Raw genomic sequence first — 16,640 nt, forward strand, 5'->3', positions numbered from 1 at the left:
GAATCAGCTCAATCGGATAGCAGTCAATGATTGTGAAGAACGACGGCTCACCCAGAAATTCAGCGCACAAAGCGGCATATCTGGTGATGAGACGCGATAGACGCGAGCGCTCAGGGAGATTTGGAAACAGCGAGATATAATCACGGCTGATCCAACGGTAAAATCCCTTGAATCCGGTTCCTTTGAGCCCAAACAATAACCCCAGGGCGACGATCTCACTCACGTGGAGCTTCGCCAGGGGATGGCGGGGAACTGGGCCGAGCTGGTCATCAACGCGAACGAAAAGGTGTGTGATGATGTCAGTCGTCGGGGGGAGTGTGGTCTGCATACCCACAGAATGCGCTCCCAGCGCATGATTCCCCTCGGCACCACCGACCCGCACAACTGGTTTATATGGGGCAGCCCATAGACGGTCTGACCGTTTTCACAGTCAACAAAGCAATGCAGGCAGTGGCAGAGCGGGGGCTAAAACCAGCTACGTTAGCCAGCTATGATAGAGCATTACGGGGATTTTGTAGCTGGCTAGTCGGAGTCGAATTACTAGCAAAAAACCCTATGCAGAATAAAAAACGGCCTAAACTCAGATGGCAGCCTAAGCAGATAATCACAGGCACAGAGATACAGAAATTGTTTGCCGTTGCAAAAATTAAACCAATTTCAGATATGTCGTATATCCAGTCTTTTATCCAGAGCGAAACAGCGCCTGAGATTGACCATATTCCAAGAAAAATCCAGAATCCAAACCATAATGTAACTACAATGCCTGCTATCCAAGCTAACAGAACCATACGTAAAATATAGCATATTGTGATTCCGCCTATATTCTGTGAAAAAACATTTAGGTTAGAGTAATACGTATATAACTTATTGACAGTGAAACAAATTATTACATTCCACTGTGATACTGGAATCACAAGTCTAACGGTGTTACCATAGGTCTGCGGCACTAGTCAGGCAGTGAGAATGCCGTGTGAGATAGTAAAAACTGATAGGCGGGATTTCCCGTTCGATTTTAAGTCGAATGCGTCTACCCTTCCGCCATCCCGGCCAACGCCCACTATGGGCGCACTCAATATAGAGAAAAACCCCGCCGGGGGTGGCAGGGTCTTCCTCGTCTGGTGGAGGTGGGCGGAGTCGAACCGCCGTCCAAAAGTCCGTCCAACGTGCGTCTACGTGTGTATCCCACTGTTTGATTGTCGGGTCAGGGGCCACCAGTGGGCGGGTTTCCCCCTTCCTTATTTCTGTTTAGTTTCGCCCTGGACTACAGAACATCGCCCGGACTAGCCTTCTTTTGTTTCAGCTCGCGCGACGCCAAAGGCAGGGCTTCACGGTCACTGGCTTCACTTATGCAGCGAAAGCAAATTCGTTCTGGTTGCCAGTTAATGGCTTTTCCGTTTTTTAACGAGGCCAACGGAATCCTCGACACGCAACAGCGCCTTCAGTTCCCCTGTCGAAACCGGGTCACCCCCAGATGTTGATCGGCTTTCACCGACAGCAACATTCTAGCAGCCACAGGTTGAAAGTCCATAGACCATTTCCACTATTTACGCTGCCCGGCAGTCTTTTTGCTGCCTTCAGAATCGGCCTCATCCTGCGCCACCCGGCGGCATTTGTAGAGGTGATTGCTGATCTTCAGGACTCCTAGTAGGGACGAAGGAACGGCAGGCATCAGACAGCGCTATACATTTCCCTCCTCCCAAATATGCGGAAAAAGCTGTCTGATACGGCCTTTCTGGCAACGGTTGCATGAAATTGACAAACGCTGCATCTGGCGCTATAGTTTTCCTATCACCGTCCGAGAGGGCGGGCTTTTTATTTCTGCCGCTTTCAAGGGTTTTCGGGCCGGGCAGTGTAGCCTGTCCCATGACCCATCTCTCCTCTCCCCTGAAATCCGCTGAGTGGCTGGTGGACCATCTGCAAAACGCCAATCTGCGTGTGCTGGACTGCCGCTACGCCCTGAGCGATCCGCTGGTAGGCCGCATCGCCTACATGGAAGGCCATGTGCCGGGGGCCAGCTACGCCGATCTGGAAACCGATCTGAGTGGCCCCGTCCAGGAGAACGGCGCGGGCGGGCGTCACCCGTTGCCTGACCCGGCGGCGCTGGCGCAGTGGCTGGGCGGCGTGGGCATCGGCAACGATAGCGTGGTGGTGGCCTACGACGATCCCAGCACCGGGCAGGGCTTCTACGCCGCCCGCGCGTGGTGGCTGCTGCGCTGGCTGGGGCACACGCAGGTTTATGTGCTGGACGGCGGCTGGCCCGCGTATCTGGCGGCGGGTGGTTCGGTGGACGCCGCAGACCCGGAACACGCGCCCGTCACCTTTACCCCAGATGTGCAGCCCGGCTTCGTGGCGACTGCGGAGGACGTACAGAACCGCGCCCCCGACACGCTTTTAATCGACTCCCGTGCGCCTGCCCGTTACCGGGGCGAGACCGAGCCGATGGACAGGAAGGCCGGGCACATTCCAGGGGCGGTCAACCGCGACTGGAGCGGCGCGCTGGGCGCTGCGGGCCACTGGCAGGGCGGCGGGTTGCAGGCGGATCGGCTGGGGGCGGAAAATGCTCCCACCATCACCTACTGCGGCAGCGGGGTGAGTGCCACGCCGAACCTGCTGGCGCGCGAGCTGGCGGGTGTGCCACTGGGGCCGGACAATCGCCTGTACGCCGGATCGTGGAGCGACTGGATCAGCGACGACGCGCGGGCCGTGGCGCTGGGCGAGGAGGGTGGCGAATAATCCGCCTCTCCCGAACTCGCCTATGCTGAACACCATGCAGCACACCCGCACCTGGACCGACATTTACGGCAGCGCCCACGCCAGTTTCGAGGGCCGTGCCGGGGGCCACCCGTGGCTGGTGGCCGCGCCCGCCGAGCTGGCCGCTGGCTTGCCGGAAGCTCTGGCCGCCGTGGACGGCAAGGGAACCGTGGAACTGATCGTCCACGACGGCCTGACCCCGCTGCTGGCCGCCGTGCGCGAAACAGGGCCGCGCGGCGTGCTGGTCATCGGCAAGCAGACTCTGTCCGCCGGGCCAGAAGTGCAGATGTCGGCAGCGGTGGTCTCTGACGCGGGCGGTGTGGAATATGCCGAGGGCGGTTCTTTCCCCGCCTGGGCCGCGCCCGCTGGGCTGAAAACAGGCAAGCGCAAGGGCCAGAATGCAGCAGCTTCGGCGGTGGCCTCGCTGGACGTGCCGGTGATCGTGACGACAGCAGCGACACTTCAGAAGGCGCTGGAGGATTGGATGGACGCCACGCCACATGGGCGCTGAGGGGCGGTCAAAGGGTCAAGAGTCGAAGGGTCTGAGAGTGGCCTCTCAAACTTCCTGTGCAGCCCAAGAACACGGGCTTTTTGCTCCTCCCCCCCTGCGGGGGAGGCTGGGAGGGGGGTGGACGGGGCAGCCGTCCCAGCGGAGTCCAGACGGGGTGGCCTCACACCCGCCCCGCCCGTCCTCACGGTGTCTGGCCTACGCCCACGCTTAGACTCCGGGCAGTGAGTTCTCCCACCCCGCCCCTGCTGAACGCGCCCGTCCTTGACCAGACGGTGCGCCACCTCTATGTTCACGTCCCGTTCTGCCCCAGCATCTGCCCGTACTGCGATTTCCATGTGCTGACCCGCAAAAGCGGACAGGTGGAGGCGTATCTGGAACGGCTGGAGCAGGAGGCGACGTGGCTGGCCTCCCAGTACGAAATTGAACTGGACACGGTGTATCTGGGCGGCGGCACCCCCAGCTTTCTGCGCGACGCCGAGATCACGGCGCTGGTGGGCAGCATTCGCCGTCATCTGGGTTGGGGCCGCCAGGAAAACACGCTGGAGATCAACCCCGGCACGGTCAGCCCGGCGCGGGCGACGCTGTGGAAGGGGCTGGGTTTTGACCGCGCCAGCGTGGGCGTGCAGAGTCTGGACGATGCCACCCTGAAGTTCCTGGGCCGCCAGCACGACGCGGCGGGGGCGCGGGAGGCCGTGACCACCCTGCTCAGGGCGGGCCTGCGGGTGTCCGGCGACCTGATCACCGCCGTGCCGGGGCAGCCGCTGGACAGCGATATTCACGGTCTGGTGGCCCTGGGCGTGGATCACATCAGCGCCTACACCCTGACCATCGAACCCGGCACCGAATTCGCCCGGCGCGGCGTGACCGTGGCCGAGGACGACGAGCGCGCGGGCTTCGAGCGCACCGAGGAACTGCTGAGCGCCCACGGCTTTGCCCGCTACGAGATCAGCAATTACGCGAGGCCCTGTCAGGAATCGCGGCACAATCTGGCGTACTGGAACAACCGCACGTACCTGGGACTGGGGCCGGGGGCGGCGGGGCAGTATCCGGCTGTGCGGGGGTCCGAGGGTCAAAGGGTCAAAAGGTCTGAGGAAGACGGGGCCGGGATTTCCATCTTGTCCCACAACCCACAGCCCTCGACCCACACCCCCCTCACCACCCGGCGCACCAACCCCCATCTCCACATCTGGCTGACTGGCGAACAGGGCGAGGCGGAGGCCATCGACGCCGAGGAATACGTCACCGACGCGCTGTTCATGGGGCTGAGGCTGCGGGCGGGCATCGATCTGGATGACCTCTCGAAACGCAGTGGGCTGGACGTGCGCGCGCGCTACGCCGGGGCCATCGCCGCCAACGTGGAACGCGGCTGGCTGGAACTGGACGGCACATGGCTAAGGGCCACGCCTGCGGGCTGGTGGGTGCTGAACCGCGTGGTGACGGACTTTCTGGAGGCTTAATCGCCCATCTCGTCCCCTGGCACGTCGGGCGTCAGGCCCAGGCGCAGCAGGTAACGCTCGGAGCCGTGCAGGGCAGCGTAGCGGGCGTGCAACTCGCTCAACTCGTGCTGGAGGGCCTTGGCGTCTGCCGAATCCAGATGCAGCGTCCCCCAGTTCAGCAGCAGGGCCGGACGATCCGGGCGCAGCAGATCGGCGTACTGGAAGGCCCCGGCGGTGGGCGTCACATCGAAGGACACCTCTCCCCCATCCAGAAAAACGCGCAGCCCGATTTCGCGCTCGTCGCTGACCAGTGGGAAGGCCGCCTGCACCACGGCGTGCAGGAAACGGGCCGTGAAATCCTGTTCGTACACGCCGACGAGTTCCTCCAGGGAACCCAGCGGCGTGGCGTGGTAAGGCACCAGATAAGCCTCCGAACTGGCGCGGTAGTGGCGAATCGGGCGGCCCCGGCGCGCTTCCAGCCGTGTTTCGCGCACCAGCCCCAGCCGCAGCAGACGGCGAACCCGGTGGTGCGTGGCGTTCAGCGGCAGATGCAGCGAGGCGGCCAGCGGGGCAACGGCCCACTCTGCCTGCATCAGCGCCGCCAGCACCGGCAGATCGCGGCCCGACAGAAAGACCTTCACGGCGTCCGGGGCGGTCACCTGTTGCCAGGAATGGGGCATGGCCCAGCCTACTCGACAGAACAGCTTGAGTGCCGAGTAGAAGAAGGCGCAGGCTACAGCATGACCACCTCTGAAGTTAATAACGAGTCCCGCGCCGCCGCGATTGGCAGCGCCGTCAATGCCCTGTGGGACACACAGTCTCTGGCGAATCCCTACGCCGCCTACGAGCGGGTGCGGGCGCTGAGTGACGGCGGCGTGCTGGAGGCACAGTTTCCCGATTGGAAGGCACTGTTCCTGACCGGCCACGCCGCCTGCTCGGCGGTCCTGCGCTCGCCCCACGCGCTCAGCGGCAACGGCATTCAGAATCTGGACGGCGAGGGTTCCGAGGGCGTGCGCCTGCTCCAGTCCATGATGCTGTTCCACAACGGCCAGTCGCACCAGCGTTTACGCAGTCTGGTGAGCGCGGCCTTCACACCCAGAGTCGTGGAGGAACAGCGCGAACTGGTGCGCTCGCTGCTGGACACGCTGCTGGACGACATGGCAGCGCGGGGCGGCGGCGATATGGTGGCGGATCTGTCCAACCCGCTGCCCGCCCGCGTGATCATGGGCATGCTGGGCCTGAAGGGCGACGACGAGGCCCGGTTCGTGGGCTGGACGCAGAGCGTGGCCGACTTGCTGGGCGGCATGAACCAGTCCCCCGAACTGATGGGCCGCATCGACGCCGACGCCCGCGAGATGCGCGCCTTCTTTCAGGATCTGGCCGACGAACTGCGCGCCAAACCGCAACCCGGCCTGCTGAGCGCCATGAGCGCCGCCCAGGACGGGGGCGAACGCCTCAGCGGCGATGAACTGCTGTCCAACGCAGTGCTGCTGCTGGCCGCCGGGCACGAGACCACCAGCAATCTGATTCCAGGCGGCCTGCTGGAACTCTCGCGCCAGCCGGATGCCTGGGCCGCCCTGGTGGAAAACCCCCGCCACCCCAACGTGGCCGACGAACTGCTGCGCGTGGTTTCCCCGGTGCAGTTCGATGGCCGCACCCTGAGCGCCGACGTGGGCGTGGGCGACATGACCCTGCCCGGCGGCAACCTCGCGCAATTGATCCTGGGGGCTGCCAACCGTGATCCGGGGGTGTTCAGCGATCCTGACCGTATCGACTGGGAGCGTCCGAACAGCAACCGCCATCTGGCCCTCGCCGCCGGGCCGCACTACTGCCTGGGCGCAAGTCTGGCGCGGCTGGAGATCAGCGAGACCTTCGCGGCCATCGCCACCCGCTTTCCCAATCTTCGCGTGACCGATCCCAACCCGCCCTTCAAGCCCAATCCGGTGCTGCGCGGCGTGCAGCGGTTGGATGTGGCGGTGGACTGATCGGGCGCTGGGTAGACTCGCCGTGTGACTTCTCCAGGCCCGTTCCGTATCGCTGCCGCCCAATTGCCAATCACGGGTGACGCCCGCCTGAATGGGGAAAGGGTGCGGGCCGCCATGCGCGACGCGGCGGCACAGGACGCGCGGCTCGTCCACTTTCCCGAAGGCATGCTCTCGGGCTACGCCAAAAACCCCATCCAGGACTGGGCCGAGGTGAATTTCACTGTGGTGCGAGCCGAGTTGGAAGCGGTCATGGCGCTGGCGGCAGAGCTGCGCCTGTGGGTGGTGCTGGGTTCGGCGCATCCGCTGACGCCGCCGCGCTGGCCGCACAACAGCCTGTATGTCATCTCCGATAAGGGCAAGCTGGTCACCCGTTACGACAAACGCATCCCCTCGCACACCGAGATCACGCGCTTTTACACGCCAGGCACGGAGGCTATTGTTTTTGAGGTGGATGGCTTCTGCTTCGGCTGCGTTATCTGCGTGGAAATCAATTTTCCGGTGCTGTTCATGGAATACGCGCGGCTGGGCGTCGATTGCGTGCTGCTCTCGGCCTATCCAGTGGATACCATCTTCGTCACCAAGGCGCGGGCCTACGCCGCCGTCCACAATTTCTGGGTCAGTCTGTCCACGCCCACCGAAACGGATCACCTGATGCGTTCTGGATTGATTGGCCCGCAGGGGGAATGGCTGGGGCAGGTGAATGCCGCGCAGGGCATGACGGTCAACACGCTGGACAGTGACGCACCGGAACTGGAAATCGCTCTCCGATATGCGCGTCCCTGGCGGGCCAGTGTCGCCACAGATCCTAGATACAACGCGCCTACTGATGACCCGCGCAGCACAGATCGAACCATCCTCTAATCGCCCGAACACCTCTGCCCAGACCCACCACTGCGCCTTGTCAATTGCCTGTGTCCAACTCTCCCAGCAGGTTACTGACGCGCGCCCAAACGGGCGTTAGACTGCCCACATGACCAAGCCTATGGATTTTGACGTACTGGTAATCGGCGCTGGCCCCGGCGGCTACCACGCGGCCATCCGCGCCGCGCAACTGGGCCTGATAGTCGCCTGTGTCGAGCGCGAGTACCTGGGCGGCGTGTGCCTGAACGTGGGCTGCATTCCCACCAAGGCCATGCTGCACGCGGGCGAGCAGATCGCCGCCGCCCGCCACGCCGCCGACTTCGGCCTGACCTTCGGCGAGCAGAAGCTGGACATCGCCAAGCTCAACGGCTGGAAAGACGGCATCGTCAAGAAGCTGACCGGCGGCGTGGGCGCGCTGTTCAAGGCCAACAAGGTCACGCACCTGATCGGCGAGGCCAGCTTTGTGGACCCCCACACCGTCAAGGTGGGCGACAAGACCTACACGGCCTCCAACTTCATCATCGCCACCGGCTCCGAACCCGCCAAACTGCCGGGGTTGGACGTGGACCAGGACGTGATCGTGGACAGCACCGGCGCGCTGGTGATGCCCGATCCGGTTCCCGCGCGGATGCTGTGCGTGGGCGGCGGCGTGATCGGCTTCGAGTTCTCGCACGTCTATAACAACATGGGCAGCGAGGTGAAGGTGATTGAGTTCCTGCCCAATATCATTCCCGGTGCCGACGCCGACGCGGTCAAGGAATTCGCCAAGATCATGAAGAAGCAGGGCATCAACATCGCCACCGAGACCAAGGCCAACAAAGCCGAGAAGAAGAGCGACGGCGTGCATGTGGAGCTGGAAAACGTCAAGACCGGCGAGAAGACCACCGAGGTCTTTGACCGCGTGCTGGTGGCCGTGGGCCGCCGCCCGCGCACCGATGGCCTGAACGTTCAGGCGGCAGGTGTGCATGTCACCGAGCGCGGCTTTATCCCCGCCGACACCCGCCAGCACAGCAACGTGCCGCACATCTACAGCGTCGGCGACGTGGCCGGAAACCCCATGCTGGCGCACAAGGCCATGAAGGAAGGTCTGGTGGCCGCCGAGGTCATCGCGGGCAAACCCGCCGAGCAGGACGCCGTCGCCATTCCCGGCGTGGTCTACACCAGCCCCGAACTGGCCTGGGTGGGCCTGACCGAAGCGGAGGCCAAAGAGAAGGGCTACGAAGTTAAGACCGGCATCTTCCCCCTGAGTGCCTCTGGCCGTGCCATGACCCTGCAAGCCACCGACGGCTTCGTGAAGATGGTGGTGGAGAAAGACACCGATCTGCTGCTGGGCGTGCATATCGTGGCCCCACACGCCTCCGATCTGCTGGGCGAGGCGGGCTTGGCGCTGGAAATGGCCGCCACCGCCAGCGACATTGCCCTGACCATCCACGCGCACCCCACGCTGGGCGAGGCCGTGCTGGAAGCGGCGGAAGCCGTGCATAAGCAGGCCATCCACATCATGAACAAGTAGAAGAAAGAGGAAGGCGGCCCTGGGAGCAGATGCTCGTCAAGGCCGTTTTTTTGGTTCGGAGAAGAAGTCCAGTTGTTTTTTAACGTGAAAGGTTTGCCGCCACGGTCAACCCCTCCGCCCCTTCGGGGCACCTCCCCTCAAGGGGAGGCAAGTGGATTTGTGTGCTGCACGGTCTTCTGCGCTCCTTGGCTCCCTTTTGAGGAGAGCTGGCTGCGAAGCAGACTGGCTGGCACAGCTCCGCAGGAGAGGGGTTGTCTTTTACCCCAGATAAGCCACCAGCAAATCCACCCCGGACCGCAAGTCATCCACATGCACGGATTCCACGACGCTGTGGATGTAGCGCGTCGGCAGGCTCAGGGTGAGCGTCGGCACGCCCGCGCGGCTGCGCTGAATGGCCGCGCCGTCTGTGCCGCCCTGGCCCAGCACTTCCATCTGGGCACGGATGCCGTTGGCCTCGGCCAGATCGTAGAACTCGTCCACCAGGCTGCGGGTGGAGATCATGCTGGAGTCGAAAACCTTGATGCCGATGCCCTCGCCCATGCGCGTCACCGCCTCGTCGGGGCTGACGCCGGGGGTGTCCACGGCCAGGGTCACGTCCAGGCCAATGCCCACGGTGGGTTCGACGCCATAGGCGGCTGTGATCGCCCCACGCAGGCCCACCTCTTCCTGCACGCTAAAGACGGCGATCAGGTCATGCTTGGGCGGCGTCTTTCGGAAGTGGCGCAACACTTCCAGCAGCATGAACACGGAGGCGCGGTCATCCATCGCCTTGCCGCAGACCAGCGAGCCGACGCGGCGGGCGGTGTGGTCCAGCGTCACCATGTCGCCCACGCGCACGCGGCGCTTGACCTCTTCCGCGTCCAATCCCAGATCAATGAAGAACTCCTTGACCTCGGGAATCTTCTTGCGTTCCTCGGCGGACGAGATGTGGATGGGCTTGCCGCCGGGGGTCATGATGCCGGGGAGCGCCCCGCCGCGCGCATGGACGGTCACATCGCGCGCGAACAGGTTGCGGGTATCGAAGCCGCCCAGCGCCTGCACGCGCACAAAGCCCTTGTCGTCTATGAAGCGCACCAGAAAGCCGATCTCGTCCATGTGGGCGCTGACCATCACGCGTTCACGTTTGGCTTTCTTGCCGCCGCTGCCATTGCGGGTGGCGATCACATTGCCCAGGGCGTCCACGCGCACGTCGTCGGCCAGCCCTTCAAGTTCGGCCAGCACGAAGTCGCGCACGGCATCTTCCTGACCGGGAACGCCGGGGAGGTTGGACAGGTACATCAGGACGTCCAACCTCAGCTCCGAGTCGGAGGACGTGGGCGCGGCGCTGGAAACAGTCTTGGATTTTGCCATGCCGCTCAGGGTAAGCCCTGAATGTGTTTTGCCGATGCCTCTGCGTCTTGAGGTTCGCTTTCGCTGGACGCGGGCGTGGCGGGTGCCGGGGCCGGAGGTTTGGGACGAAGGTCCGTGCCGTTGAACTGCAACTGCGCCTCGGCCAGTCCCTGCGCCGCCCAGATCTCCACCGCGTTCGCGCCCAAACGCACCAGTTCCGCCAGCGTCGTGGCCTCGTCGGGATGCCATTTGCTCAGCACCCAGTCCGCCGGATCACGGCCAGCGGGAGGGCGTGAAATGCCGATTTTCAGCCGCGCGAAGCCCTCCGAACCCAGCAGGCGGATCATGTCGCGCACGCCATTCTGACCGCCGTGCCGCCCACCCATACGAAATTTCAGCAGGCCGAAGGGGCTGTCCAGATCGTCCTGAACGGCCAGCAAGTCGCCCAGCTCTAATTTGTAGAACGAGAACAGCGGCAGCACCGCCTTTCCAGATGCGTTCATAAACGTCTGCGGCTTGACCAGCAGTACTTTCTCGCCTGGGGCGGGGCCGAGGCGGACTTCACAGACCTCGGCATCCTTGGCCTTGAGCCAGCTTGCCCCAGCGCGGCGGGCCACCTCGTCCACCACCAGCCAGCCGACGTTGTGGCGGGTCTGGGCGTATTTCAGGCCAGGGTTTCCTAGTCCCACGACGAGCTTCATTCAGGCTTCCAGGCTATTCAGGACTTCGCGCCATTTCGCTTCCGTCTCGCGCACGCGGTTGTCGCCCTTCGCACGCGTGTATCCGGCCCGGAAGTCGGCAAAGCGGGTGTCGCTGTCCGCGAACAGCAGGCCCAGTGCGCCGCGAACGTCGGTCAGGTTCTGCTCGGTCAGCGTCTTGTCCTTGGCGTCCAGCACCTCGTCCAGCGTCGCCATCAGGCCCGAGAGCGGGCGCAACCACTGAAAATCTGGGTTGTTCATGACCAGGGAATACAGCTCAAAGGGGCTGCCCACCGGGCCGTGCAGGAATTCATATTCGCCCTTGGCGAAGTCCAGCAGCGCGGAGTGAAAGTGGCGCAGCGCCGGGGCCAGGGCATCTAAACGGGTGCGGATGAAAGCGTCGGTCATGCGGTCAGGGTAGCAAGGCAGATAGAGAAACGCCGTTTGCGGAACGCAGAGGAAAGGACGCTGCCGTGCCCGCTCAACCTCTTTACCAGCCCATCGTTCCCGGCTCGCCCTTGAATGGCCCCACCACATCCGAGGTAATCCAGCCGCCATAGAACGTTCCGGGCTGCGGCACCACCTTCTCGCCGTCCAGGCGGCACTCGTCCATGCGGCCCGGATAGACGGCGATGTACCCGGCCATGTCGCGGAAGGCAGGCGTCGGGTCTTCATAGCTCCAGCCTGCCGCCTCCGCCGTTTTCCCCCCCGCCGAGAGCGTCCAGTACGTGGCCGCGCCCTTGAATTCGCAGACGCTACGGCCCTGGGCAACCGCCAGCACGCCCGGCGCAAAGGCTTCGGGGGGCAGGTAGTAGCCGGGCGGGTGGCTGGTTTCCAGCACACGAAACGCTTCAGTAGTGTCGGCGATCTTTTCGCCGCCCAGCCAGATTTCAATGCGCTTGTGGGTGCGCTCCAGCCGGGGCGGGCGCGGGTAGTCCCAGACACTCTCTTGCCCAGCGCGCGGCTCGTCGGGTTTCGGACGGGAACGGAACATGCACCCAGAATGACGCGGGAAGAACATGGGCGCTGTCGGGGGGCACACGAAGCGGCTCTTTTGCGTCCCCGCACACACGCGCTTGCTACCCTGCGCCATGACCCTCACCTTTCCCACCGAGGAGCAACTCAAGGCGCTCCAGCAGGCCGTCAACCTGAGCGAGATTGAGGCGCTGGGCCGCGCTCGGCTGGACCAGAACGCACTGGATTATTACGCCAGCGGCGCGAATGACGGCCACACCCACCGCGCCAACCGCGAGGATTTTTCGCGCATTCGCCTGCGCCCACGCATGCTGATGGACGTGTCGGACGTGCAGACGGGAACCTCTGTGCTGGGCCTGCCGCTAGACTTTCCAGTGGGCATCGCCCCCAGCGCCTTTCACGGGCTGGCGCACCCAGACGCCGAACTGGCCACCGCGCGGGCCGCCGCCGGGCTGGGCAGCGTGATGACCCTCAGCACCTTTTCCAACACCCCGATTGAAGACGTGGCGCGGGCGGCAGCGGGGCGGCTGTGGTTCCAGCTCTACCTGTATAAGGACCGCGAGGTCTCGGCGGGGCTGGTGCGCCGGGCGGAGGCTGCCGGGGCACGGGCGCTGGTGCTGACGGTGGACACGCCCTTCGTGGGCCGCCGCGAGGCCAATGAACGCCACCGCTTTAACCTGCCGCCGCACCTGCAAGTACCAAATGCCGGATCACGCGAGGCGCTGGCCGGACTGGAAACGCAGAGCGGCTCCCAACTGGTCCGGCACTTCCAGGGACTGGTGGACCCCAGCCTGAGCTGGCGCGATCTGGACTGGCTGAAATCCCTGAGTGGACTGCCCATCATCCTGAAAGGCATCCTGACCGCCGAGGACGCCGAACTAGCCGTGCAGCACGGCTGCCATGTCTGGGTCAGCAACCACGGTGGGCGACAACTGGACACTGCTGTCAGCACCATTGCCGCCCTGCCTGAAATCGCCGACGCGGTGGCGGGACGCATGGAAATCTACCTGGACGGCGGCGTCTCGCGCGGCACGGATGTCCTCAAGGCGCTGGCCCTGGGCGCGCGGGCGGTGTTCCTGGGCCGCCCCGCACTATGGGGATTGGCCGCAGGCGGTGAGGACGGCGTGCGCCGCGTGCTGGAGCTGCTGAAGGGTGAAGTGCGGCTGGCCCTGGCCCTGAGCGGCAAGCAGAGTCTGGGGCAGGTGGGGCGGGACTTGCTGAAGATGTAATCCTGGGCGTTATTTCGCCGTCTTCCCCCGCCCCCGTTTCAGCGCCTTTTCGCTTTCCAGCAGCCGCTTTAAGGCCGCCTCGCTGCGGCTCAGGCCCTCCAGCTCGGCAGGCAGGCGTCCGGCGCGGGGTTCGTAGTCGTCCAGCACCTTGCCTTCCAGATAGCGGTCAAAAATCACTGGGCAGATGTAGCTGCCGCGCGTGACGGCGGGCGTGTTGCCCAGATCCTCGGCCACATGCTTGACACAGTCCACCAGCACCTTGCGGGCCTCGCGTTCGCTGCCCGCCACCCCGGCCTCGGCCAGATATTCGGCAGCCAGCAGCGTGCCGCCCCAGGTGCGGAAATCCTTGGCGGTAAAAGGGCCGATCACCTCCTTCAGATAATGGTTCAGTTCCGGGGCGTGGACGCGGCGGCGGCCCTCCTCGCCCACCGTCTGAAACAGCCACGGGCCGGGCAGTTCCAGCAACTTGCCGATGTTGCCCGCCAGCGTGGGGTTGCGCGTCGCCTTGTTCTGGGTGATGCCGTGCTTGCCCCGGAAGTTGAAGGTGATCAGATTGCCCTCCAGCGTGACATGCCGCTGGCGCAGCGTGCTGAGGCCATAGGTCTTGTGCTGTCTGGCATAGGCATCGCTGCCCACCCGGAAATGCGCGACGTGCAGCAGCCGGGTCATCAGGGCCATGACCTTGCGCGGCGGCAGACCAGACAGGCGCATGTCAGAGGTGGTGACCTCGCGCAGTGTCGGCAGGGCAGTGGCGAAACGCGTCAGCCGCTGCCATTTTTTCAGCGCCCCGGCCTGCACAAAATCGGGGTGGTAGCGGTACTGGAGGCGTCCGGCAGCGTCGCGGCCAAATGCCTGTAACTCGGCATCCGCATCGGGCGAGACAAAGACGTCGGTGTAGGCGGGTGGCACGGCCAGACTGGCGATGCGCGAGATGCCGTCCTCGTCCTTGTAACTCGTTCCATCCGGCCAGAAGTATTTGAACTTCTTCGGATCGTTGCCCTGGCGGCTGAGGTACTCTTCCTGCAAGATTTCGGTGCGGCCCGGCATTATTCCGTGACCTGCATCGGCAACTGCCAGTCAATCGGCGTTTCTCCGGCTTCTTCCAGCGCGGCGTTCACCTTGCTGAATGGCTTGGTCCCCATGAACTTGGTCACGCTCAGCGGGCTGGGGTGGGCGGATTCCACGATCACATGGTTGGGGTTGGTGATCAGCTTGGCCTTTTTGCGGGCATACGCGCCCCACAGCACGAAGACGACACGCTCCTCCTTGGCATTCACGGCCTTGATCACCGCATCCGTAAAGCCCTCCCAGCCCTTGTTGGCGTGGCTGTTGGCCTGCCCGGCGCGCACGGTCAGGACGGCATTCAGCATCAGCACGCCCTGTTCGGCCCAGGCCCGCAGATACCCGTGACGCGGCGGTGTGAAGCCGGGAATGTCGGTCTGCAATTCCTTATAAATGTTCTGGAGGCTGGGCGGCACCCGCACGCCGGGCCGCACGCTGAAGCTCAGGCCATGCGCCTGATTGGGGCCGTGGTAGGGGTCCTGTCCCAGAATAAAGACCTTAACTCCATCCAGCGGCGTGAAGCGCAGGGCATTAAACACGTCGGCGGCGGGCGGGTAGATGGTCTGCGCGGCGCGTTCCTCCACCAGAAAGTCCTTGAGTTCGTGGAAATAAGGCGCGGCAAATTCCCCGGCCAGCGCCTCCTTCCACGACTCGGGCAGTCCGGCGGGAATGATGGGTTTGGCGGCGTCTGGGGCGTTGCCGAACAGGTCTGGTTGATCGCTCATGGGGTTCCTCCTGGGGGTCGGCGGTCTGGTGGGCGTCTTTTTGGAAGGTGGTCTGGCGGGCAGTCCGCGCGCGACTCTCTCCGCGCGGATGGCGGCTTTCTTGCGGCTGCCGTGCTTGAGGTAGATGCGCCGCGACTCGGCCTCAAATTCGGGCGAGGCGCGGGCGGCGGCGATCCGGGCGCGGGCCAGCCGTCCGGCCTTGTTCTCGTCCACGATGGGCGGCGGGTAATTTAGCCGGGCGGCTCCGCTCCACTCCCAGGGCGCGTGCAGAAAATCCCCTGGCATGTCCGCCAGCTCCGGCACCCAGCGGCGGATGAAAATGCCGTCCGGGTCCTGCTCCCTGGCCTGCCGGGTGGGGCTGTAGATGCGGACGCGGTTGATGCCCACGGTACTGCTCTGCATCTGCATCTGGGACCAGTGGATGCCGGGTTCGTTGTCCAGCCACTGCCGCGCCAGAAACAGGCCCGGCTGTCGCCAGTGCAGCCACAAATGCTGGCTGGCGAAGGACACAAGCATGGCCCGCATCCTGAAGTTGAGCCAGCCCGTCTGCCGCAGCATCCGCACACAGGCGTCGATCAAGGGGTAGCCGGTCTGCCCGTGCGCCCAGCGGTCATAGAACTCTGGATTCCACTCGTCCTCGCGCAGTCCATCCAGTGCGCGGTTGAGGTTGCGAAACTCCATGTCCGGTTCGGATTCCAGGCGCTGTATGAAGTGGCAGTGCCAGTGCAGGCGGCTTTCATAGCTGCGGAGCGAGCGCACCCAGCGCGGATCGGCCCAGGTGTCGCCGCGCACGGCAGCGAGGCGCTGGCGGGTGGCGCTCACCACGCTTCGCAATGAGACCGTGCCGTAAGCCAGCGGCCCGCTCAGGCGCGAGCAGCTTTCCTCCGCGCTCAGGGGGCTACTCATCTCGCGCATGTAATTCACGCCGCGCACGGCCAGAAAGGAATCCAGGGTGGCCCGGCCTACCGATTCGCCGCCAGCAGGGATGGTTTTGTCGTTTGTCTCCACACCGAGTTCGTTATGGGTCATGATCCAGCAGGGTAAAATGGACGTTCCACACAGCTTTTCCGGCGCAGGCAAAGGCGACGTACCTAATCTTTCCTCCCAGGCATCGGCCCAACCGTCGCGGTTTTTCATGCCGCGTACCACACCGTTTTGTGCCAACTCGGTTAGCGGTAGCCCACGCGCCCGCGCCCAGGCCCGCACCCGCCGATCTCTAGCGAACGACACGCCGTTCCCCGTTTCCTGATGCGCCCAGATGCCGCCGATTGAAAGCTCGCGGCTCAGGCGTTCCAGAACGTCCACCGCTTCGCCCTGCCGCAGCACCAGCGGCGTACCCAGCACACGCAGATTGGCGTCCAACTCGCGCAGGCAGTCGTTCAGGTAGGTCAGGTGCTGCCCAGTAAATTCCTCGTGCCCAAGCTGTTCCGACTCGTAAATGAACAGCGGTAGGACAGGACCGCGCGCCGCCGCCTCACGCAACGGCGCGTGATCCTGTACGCGCAGGTCCTTCTTGAACCAGACGAGCTGAACGGGGTTGGATTGTGCGGAATGAGGCACGCCGC

General features: G+C 64.1%; 16 protein-coding genes and 1 other RNA gene. 8 read left to right on the forward strand and 9 right to left on the reverse strand.

All coding sequences use genetic code 11. The features are described from left to right. Positions 1–328: hypothetical protein (locus tag BOO71_RS11195; RefSeq protein ID WP_217694886.1), on the reverse strand; the 328-nt coding region annotated here is incomplete at its 3' end. 65 nt (positions 329–393) lie between these two features. On the opposite strand from BOO71_RS11195, the gene BOO71_RS26985 reads away from it, so the two are divergent. Further along, the gene (locus BOO71_RS26985) at positions 394–801 is read left to right on the forward strand and encodes a hypothetical protein (protein ID WP_139322902.1); all 408 of its coding nucleotides are present in this window, start codon (positions 394–396) and stop codon (positions 799–801) included. 315 nt (positions 802–1,116) lie between these two features. On the opposite strand, the gene ssrA is transcribed toward BOO71_RS26985, so the two are convergent. Then, positions 1,117–1,469, reverse strand: a transfer-messenger RNA (tmRNA) gene (gene ssrA, locus BOO71_RS11200). A 394-nt stretch (positions 1,470–1,863) separates the two neighbouring features. On the opposite strand from ssrA, the gene BOO71_RS11205 reads away from it, so the two are divergent. The 3 genes from BOO71_RS11205 to hemW all read left to right on the forward strand — a co-directional run bounded on the left by BOO71_RS11205 (position 1,864) and on the right by hemW (position 4,719). Further along, positions 1,864–2,733 carry a sulfurtransferase gene (locus BOO71_RS11205; protein ID WP_075832333.1) on the forward strand — a complete coding sequence of 290 codons (870 nt, stop codon included), beginning with the start codon at positions 1,864–1,866 and terminating at the stop codon, positions 2,731–2,733. Positions 2,734–2,767: 34 nt separating this feature from the next. Next, positions 2,768–3,262: a hypothetical protein gene (locus tag BOO71_RS11210; RefSeq protein ID WP_075832394.1), complete on the forward strand. Its 495-nt coding sequence runs from the start codon at positions 2,768–2,770 to the stop codon at positions 3,260–3,262. A gap of 221 nt (positions 3,263–3,483) precedes the next feature. Further along, positions 3,484–4,719 (forward strand): radical SAM family heme chaperone HemW, encoded by a 1,236-nt coding sequence (gene hemW / locus BOO71_RS11215; RefSeq protein WP_075832335.1) that lies wholly within the window; start codon positions 3,484–3,486, stop codon positions 4,717–4,719. Here the strand turns inward: hemW and BOO71_RS11220 are convergent. Continuing rightward, positions 4,716–5,378: a hypothetical protein gene (locus BOO71_RS11220; protein ID WP_075832337.1), complete on the reverse strand. Its 663-nt coding sequence runs from the start codon at positions 5,376–5,378 to the stop codon at positions 4,716–4,718. The two genes, hemW and BOO71_RS11220, sit on opposite strands and share 4 nt — an antisense overlap. 60 nt (positions 5,379–5,438) lie before the next feature. Between BOO71_RS11220 and BOO71_RS11225 the strand changes: the two genes are divergently transcribed. From BOO71_RS11225 to lpdA, 3 genes are all read left to right on the forward strand, one after another. Beyond that, positions 5,439–6,683 carry a cytochrome P450 gene (locus BOO71_RS11225; RefSeq protein ID WP_075832339.1) on the forward strand — a complete coding sequence of 415 codons (1,245 nt, stop codon included), beginning with the start codon at positions 5,439–5,441 and terminating at the stop codon, positions 6,681–6,683. A 24-nt stretch (positions 6,684–6,707) separates the two neighbouring features. Further along, positions 6,708–7,544, forward strand: a complete 837-nt coding sequence (locus BOO71_RS11230; protein WP_075832341.1) for a carbon-nitrogen hydrolase family protein — start codon at positions 6,708–6,710, stop codon at positions 7,542–7,544. A gap of 109 nt (positions 7,545–7,653) precedes the next feature. Then, entirely contained in the window at positions 7,654–9,057 is a 1,404-nt protein-coding gene (gene lpdA / locus BOO71_RS11235) for a dihydrolipoyl dehydrogenase (protein WP_075832343.1), read from the forward strand. Positions 9,058–9,315: 258 nt separating this feature from the next. Here the strand turns inward: lpdA and BOO71_RS11240 are convergent, their stop codons facing one another. From BOO71_RS11240 to BOO71_RS11255, 4 genes are all read right to left on the reverse strand, one after another. Then, positions 9,316–10,407: a M42 family metallopeptidase gene (locus BOO71_RS11240; protein WP_254843132.1), complete on the reverse strand. Its 1,092-nt coding sequence runs from the start codon at positions 10,405–10,407 to the stop codon at positions 9,316–9,318. A 5-nt stretch (positions 10,408–10,412) separates the two neighbouring features. Continuing rightward, complete coding sequence (gene pth, locus BOO71_RS11245; RefSeq protein WP_075832345.1) at positions 10,413–11,087, reverse strand: aminoacyl-tRNA hydrolase; 675 nt, start codon at positions 11,085–11,087, stop codon at positions 10,413–10,415. Then, positions 11,088–11,492 (reverse strand): hypothetical protein, encoded by a 405-nt coding sequence (locus BOO71_RS11250; protein WP_075832347.1) that lies wholly within the window; start codon positions 11,490–11,492, stop codon positions 11,088–11,090. A gap of 82 nt (positions 11,493–11,574) precedes the next feature. Next, a complete protein-coding gene (locus BOO71_RS11255) occupies positions 11,575–12,078 on the reverse strand; it encodes a DUF427 domain-containing protein (RefSeq protein ID WP_075832348.1) in 504 nt (167 codons plus the stop codon). 97 nt (positions 12,079–12,175) lie between these two features. Here BOO71_RS11255 and BOO71_RS11260 point away from each other — a divergent pair, with 97 nt between their 5' ends. Continuing rightward, positions 12,176–13,288, forward strand: a complete 1,113-nt coding sequence (locus tag BOO71_RS11260) for an alpha-hydroxy acid oxidase (protein ID WP_075832350.1) — start codon at positions 12,176–12,178, stop codon at positions 13,286–13,288. Positions 13,289–13,297: 9 nt separating this feature from the next. Here the strand turns inward: BOO71_RS11260 and BOO71_RS11265 are convergent, their stop codons facing one another. Both BOO71_RS11265 and ung read right to left on the reverse strand, forming a co-directional pair. Beyond that, complete coding sequence (locus BOO71_RS11265; protein ID WP_075832352.1) at positions 13,298–14,335, reverse strand: DNA topoisomerase IB; 1,038 nt, start codon at positions 14,333–14,335, stop codon at positions 13,298–13,300. Beyond that, positions 14,335–16,635: a uracil-DNA glycosylase gene (gene ung / locus BOO71_RS11270; protein WP_075832354.1), complete on the reverse strand. Its 2,301-nt coding sequence runs from the start codon at positions 16,633–16,635 to the stop codon at positions 14,335–14,337. Before ung ends, BOO71_RS11265 begins: the two co-directional genes overlap by 1 nt. Between the last annotated feature and the right edge of the window lie 5 nt (positions 16,636–16,640).

It is taken from the genome of Deinococcus marmoris (assembly GCF_001949125.1).
In the GTDB taxonomy this organism is placed as follows: Bacteria; Deinococcota; Deinococci; order Deinococcales; family Deinococcaceae; genus Deinococcus; species Deinococcus marmoris_A.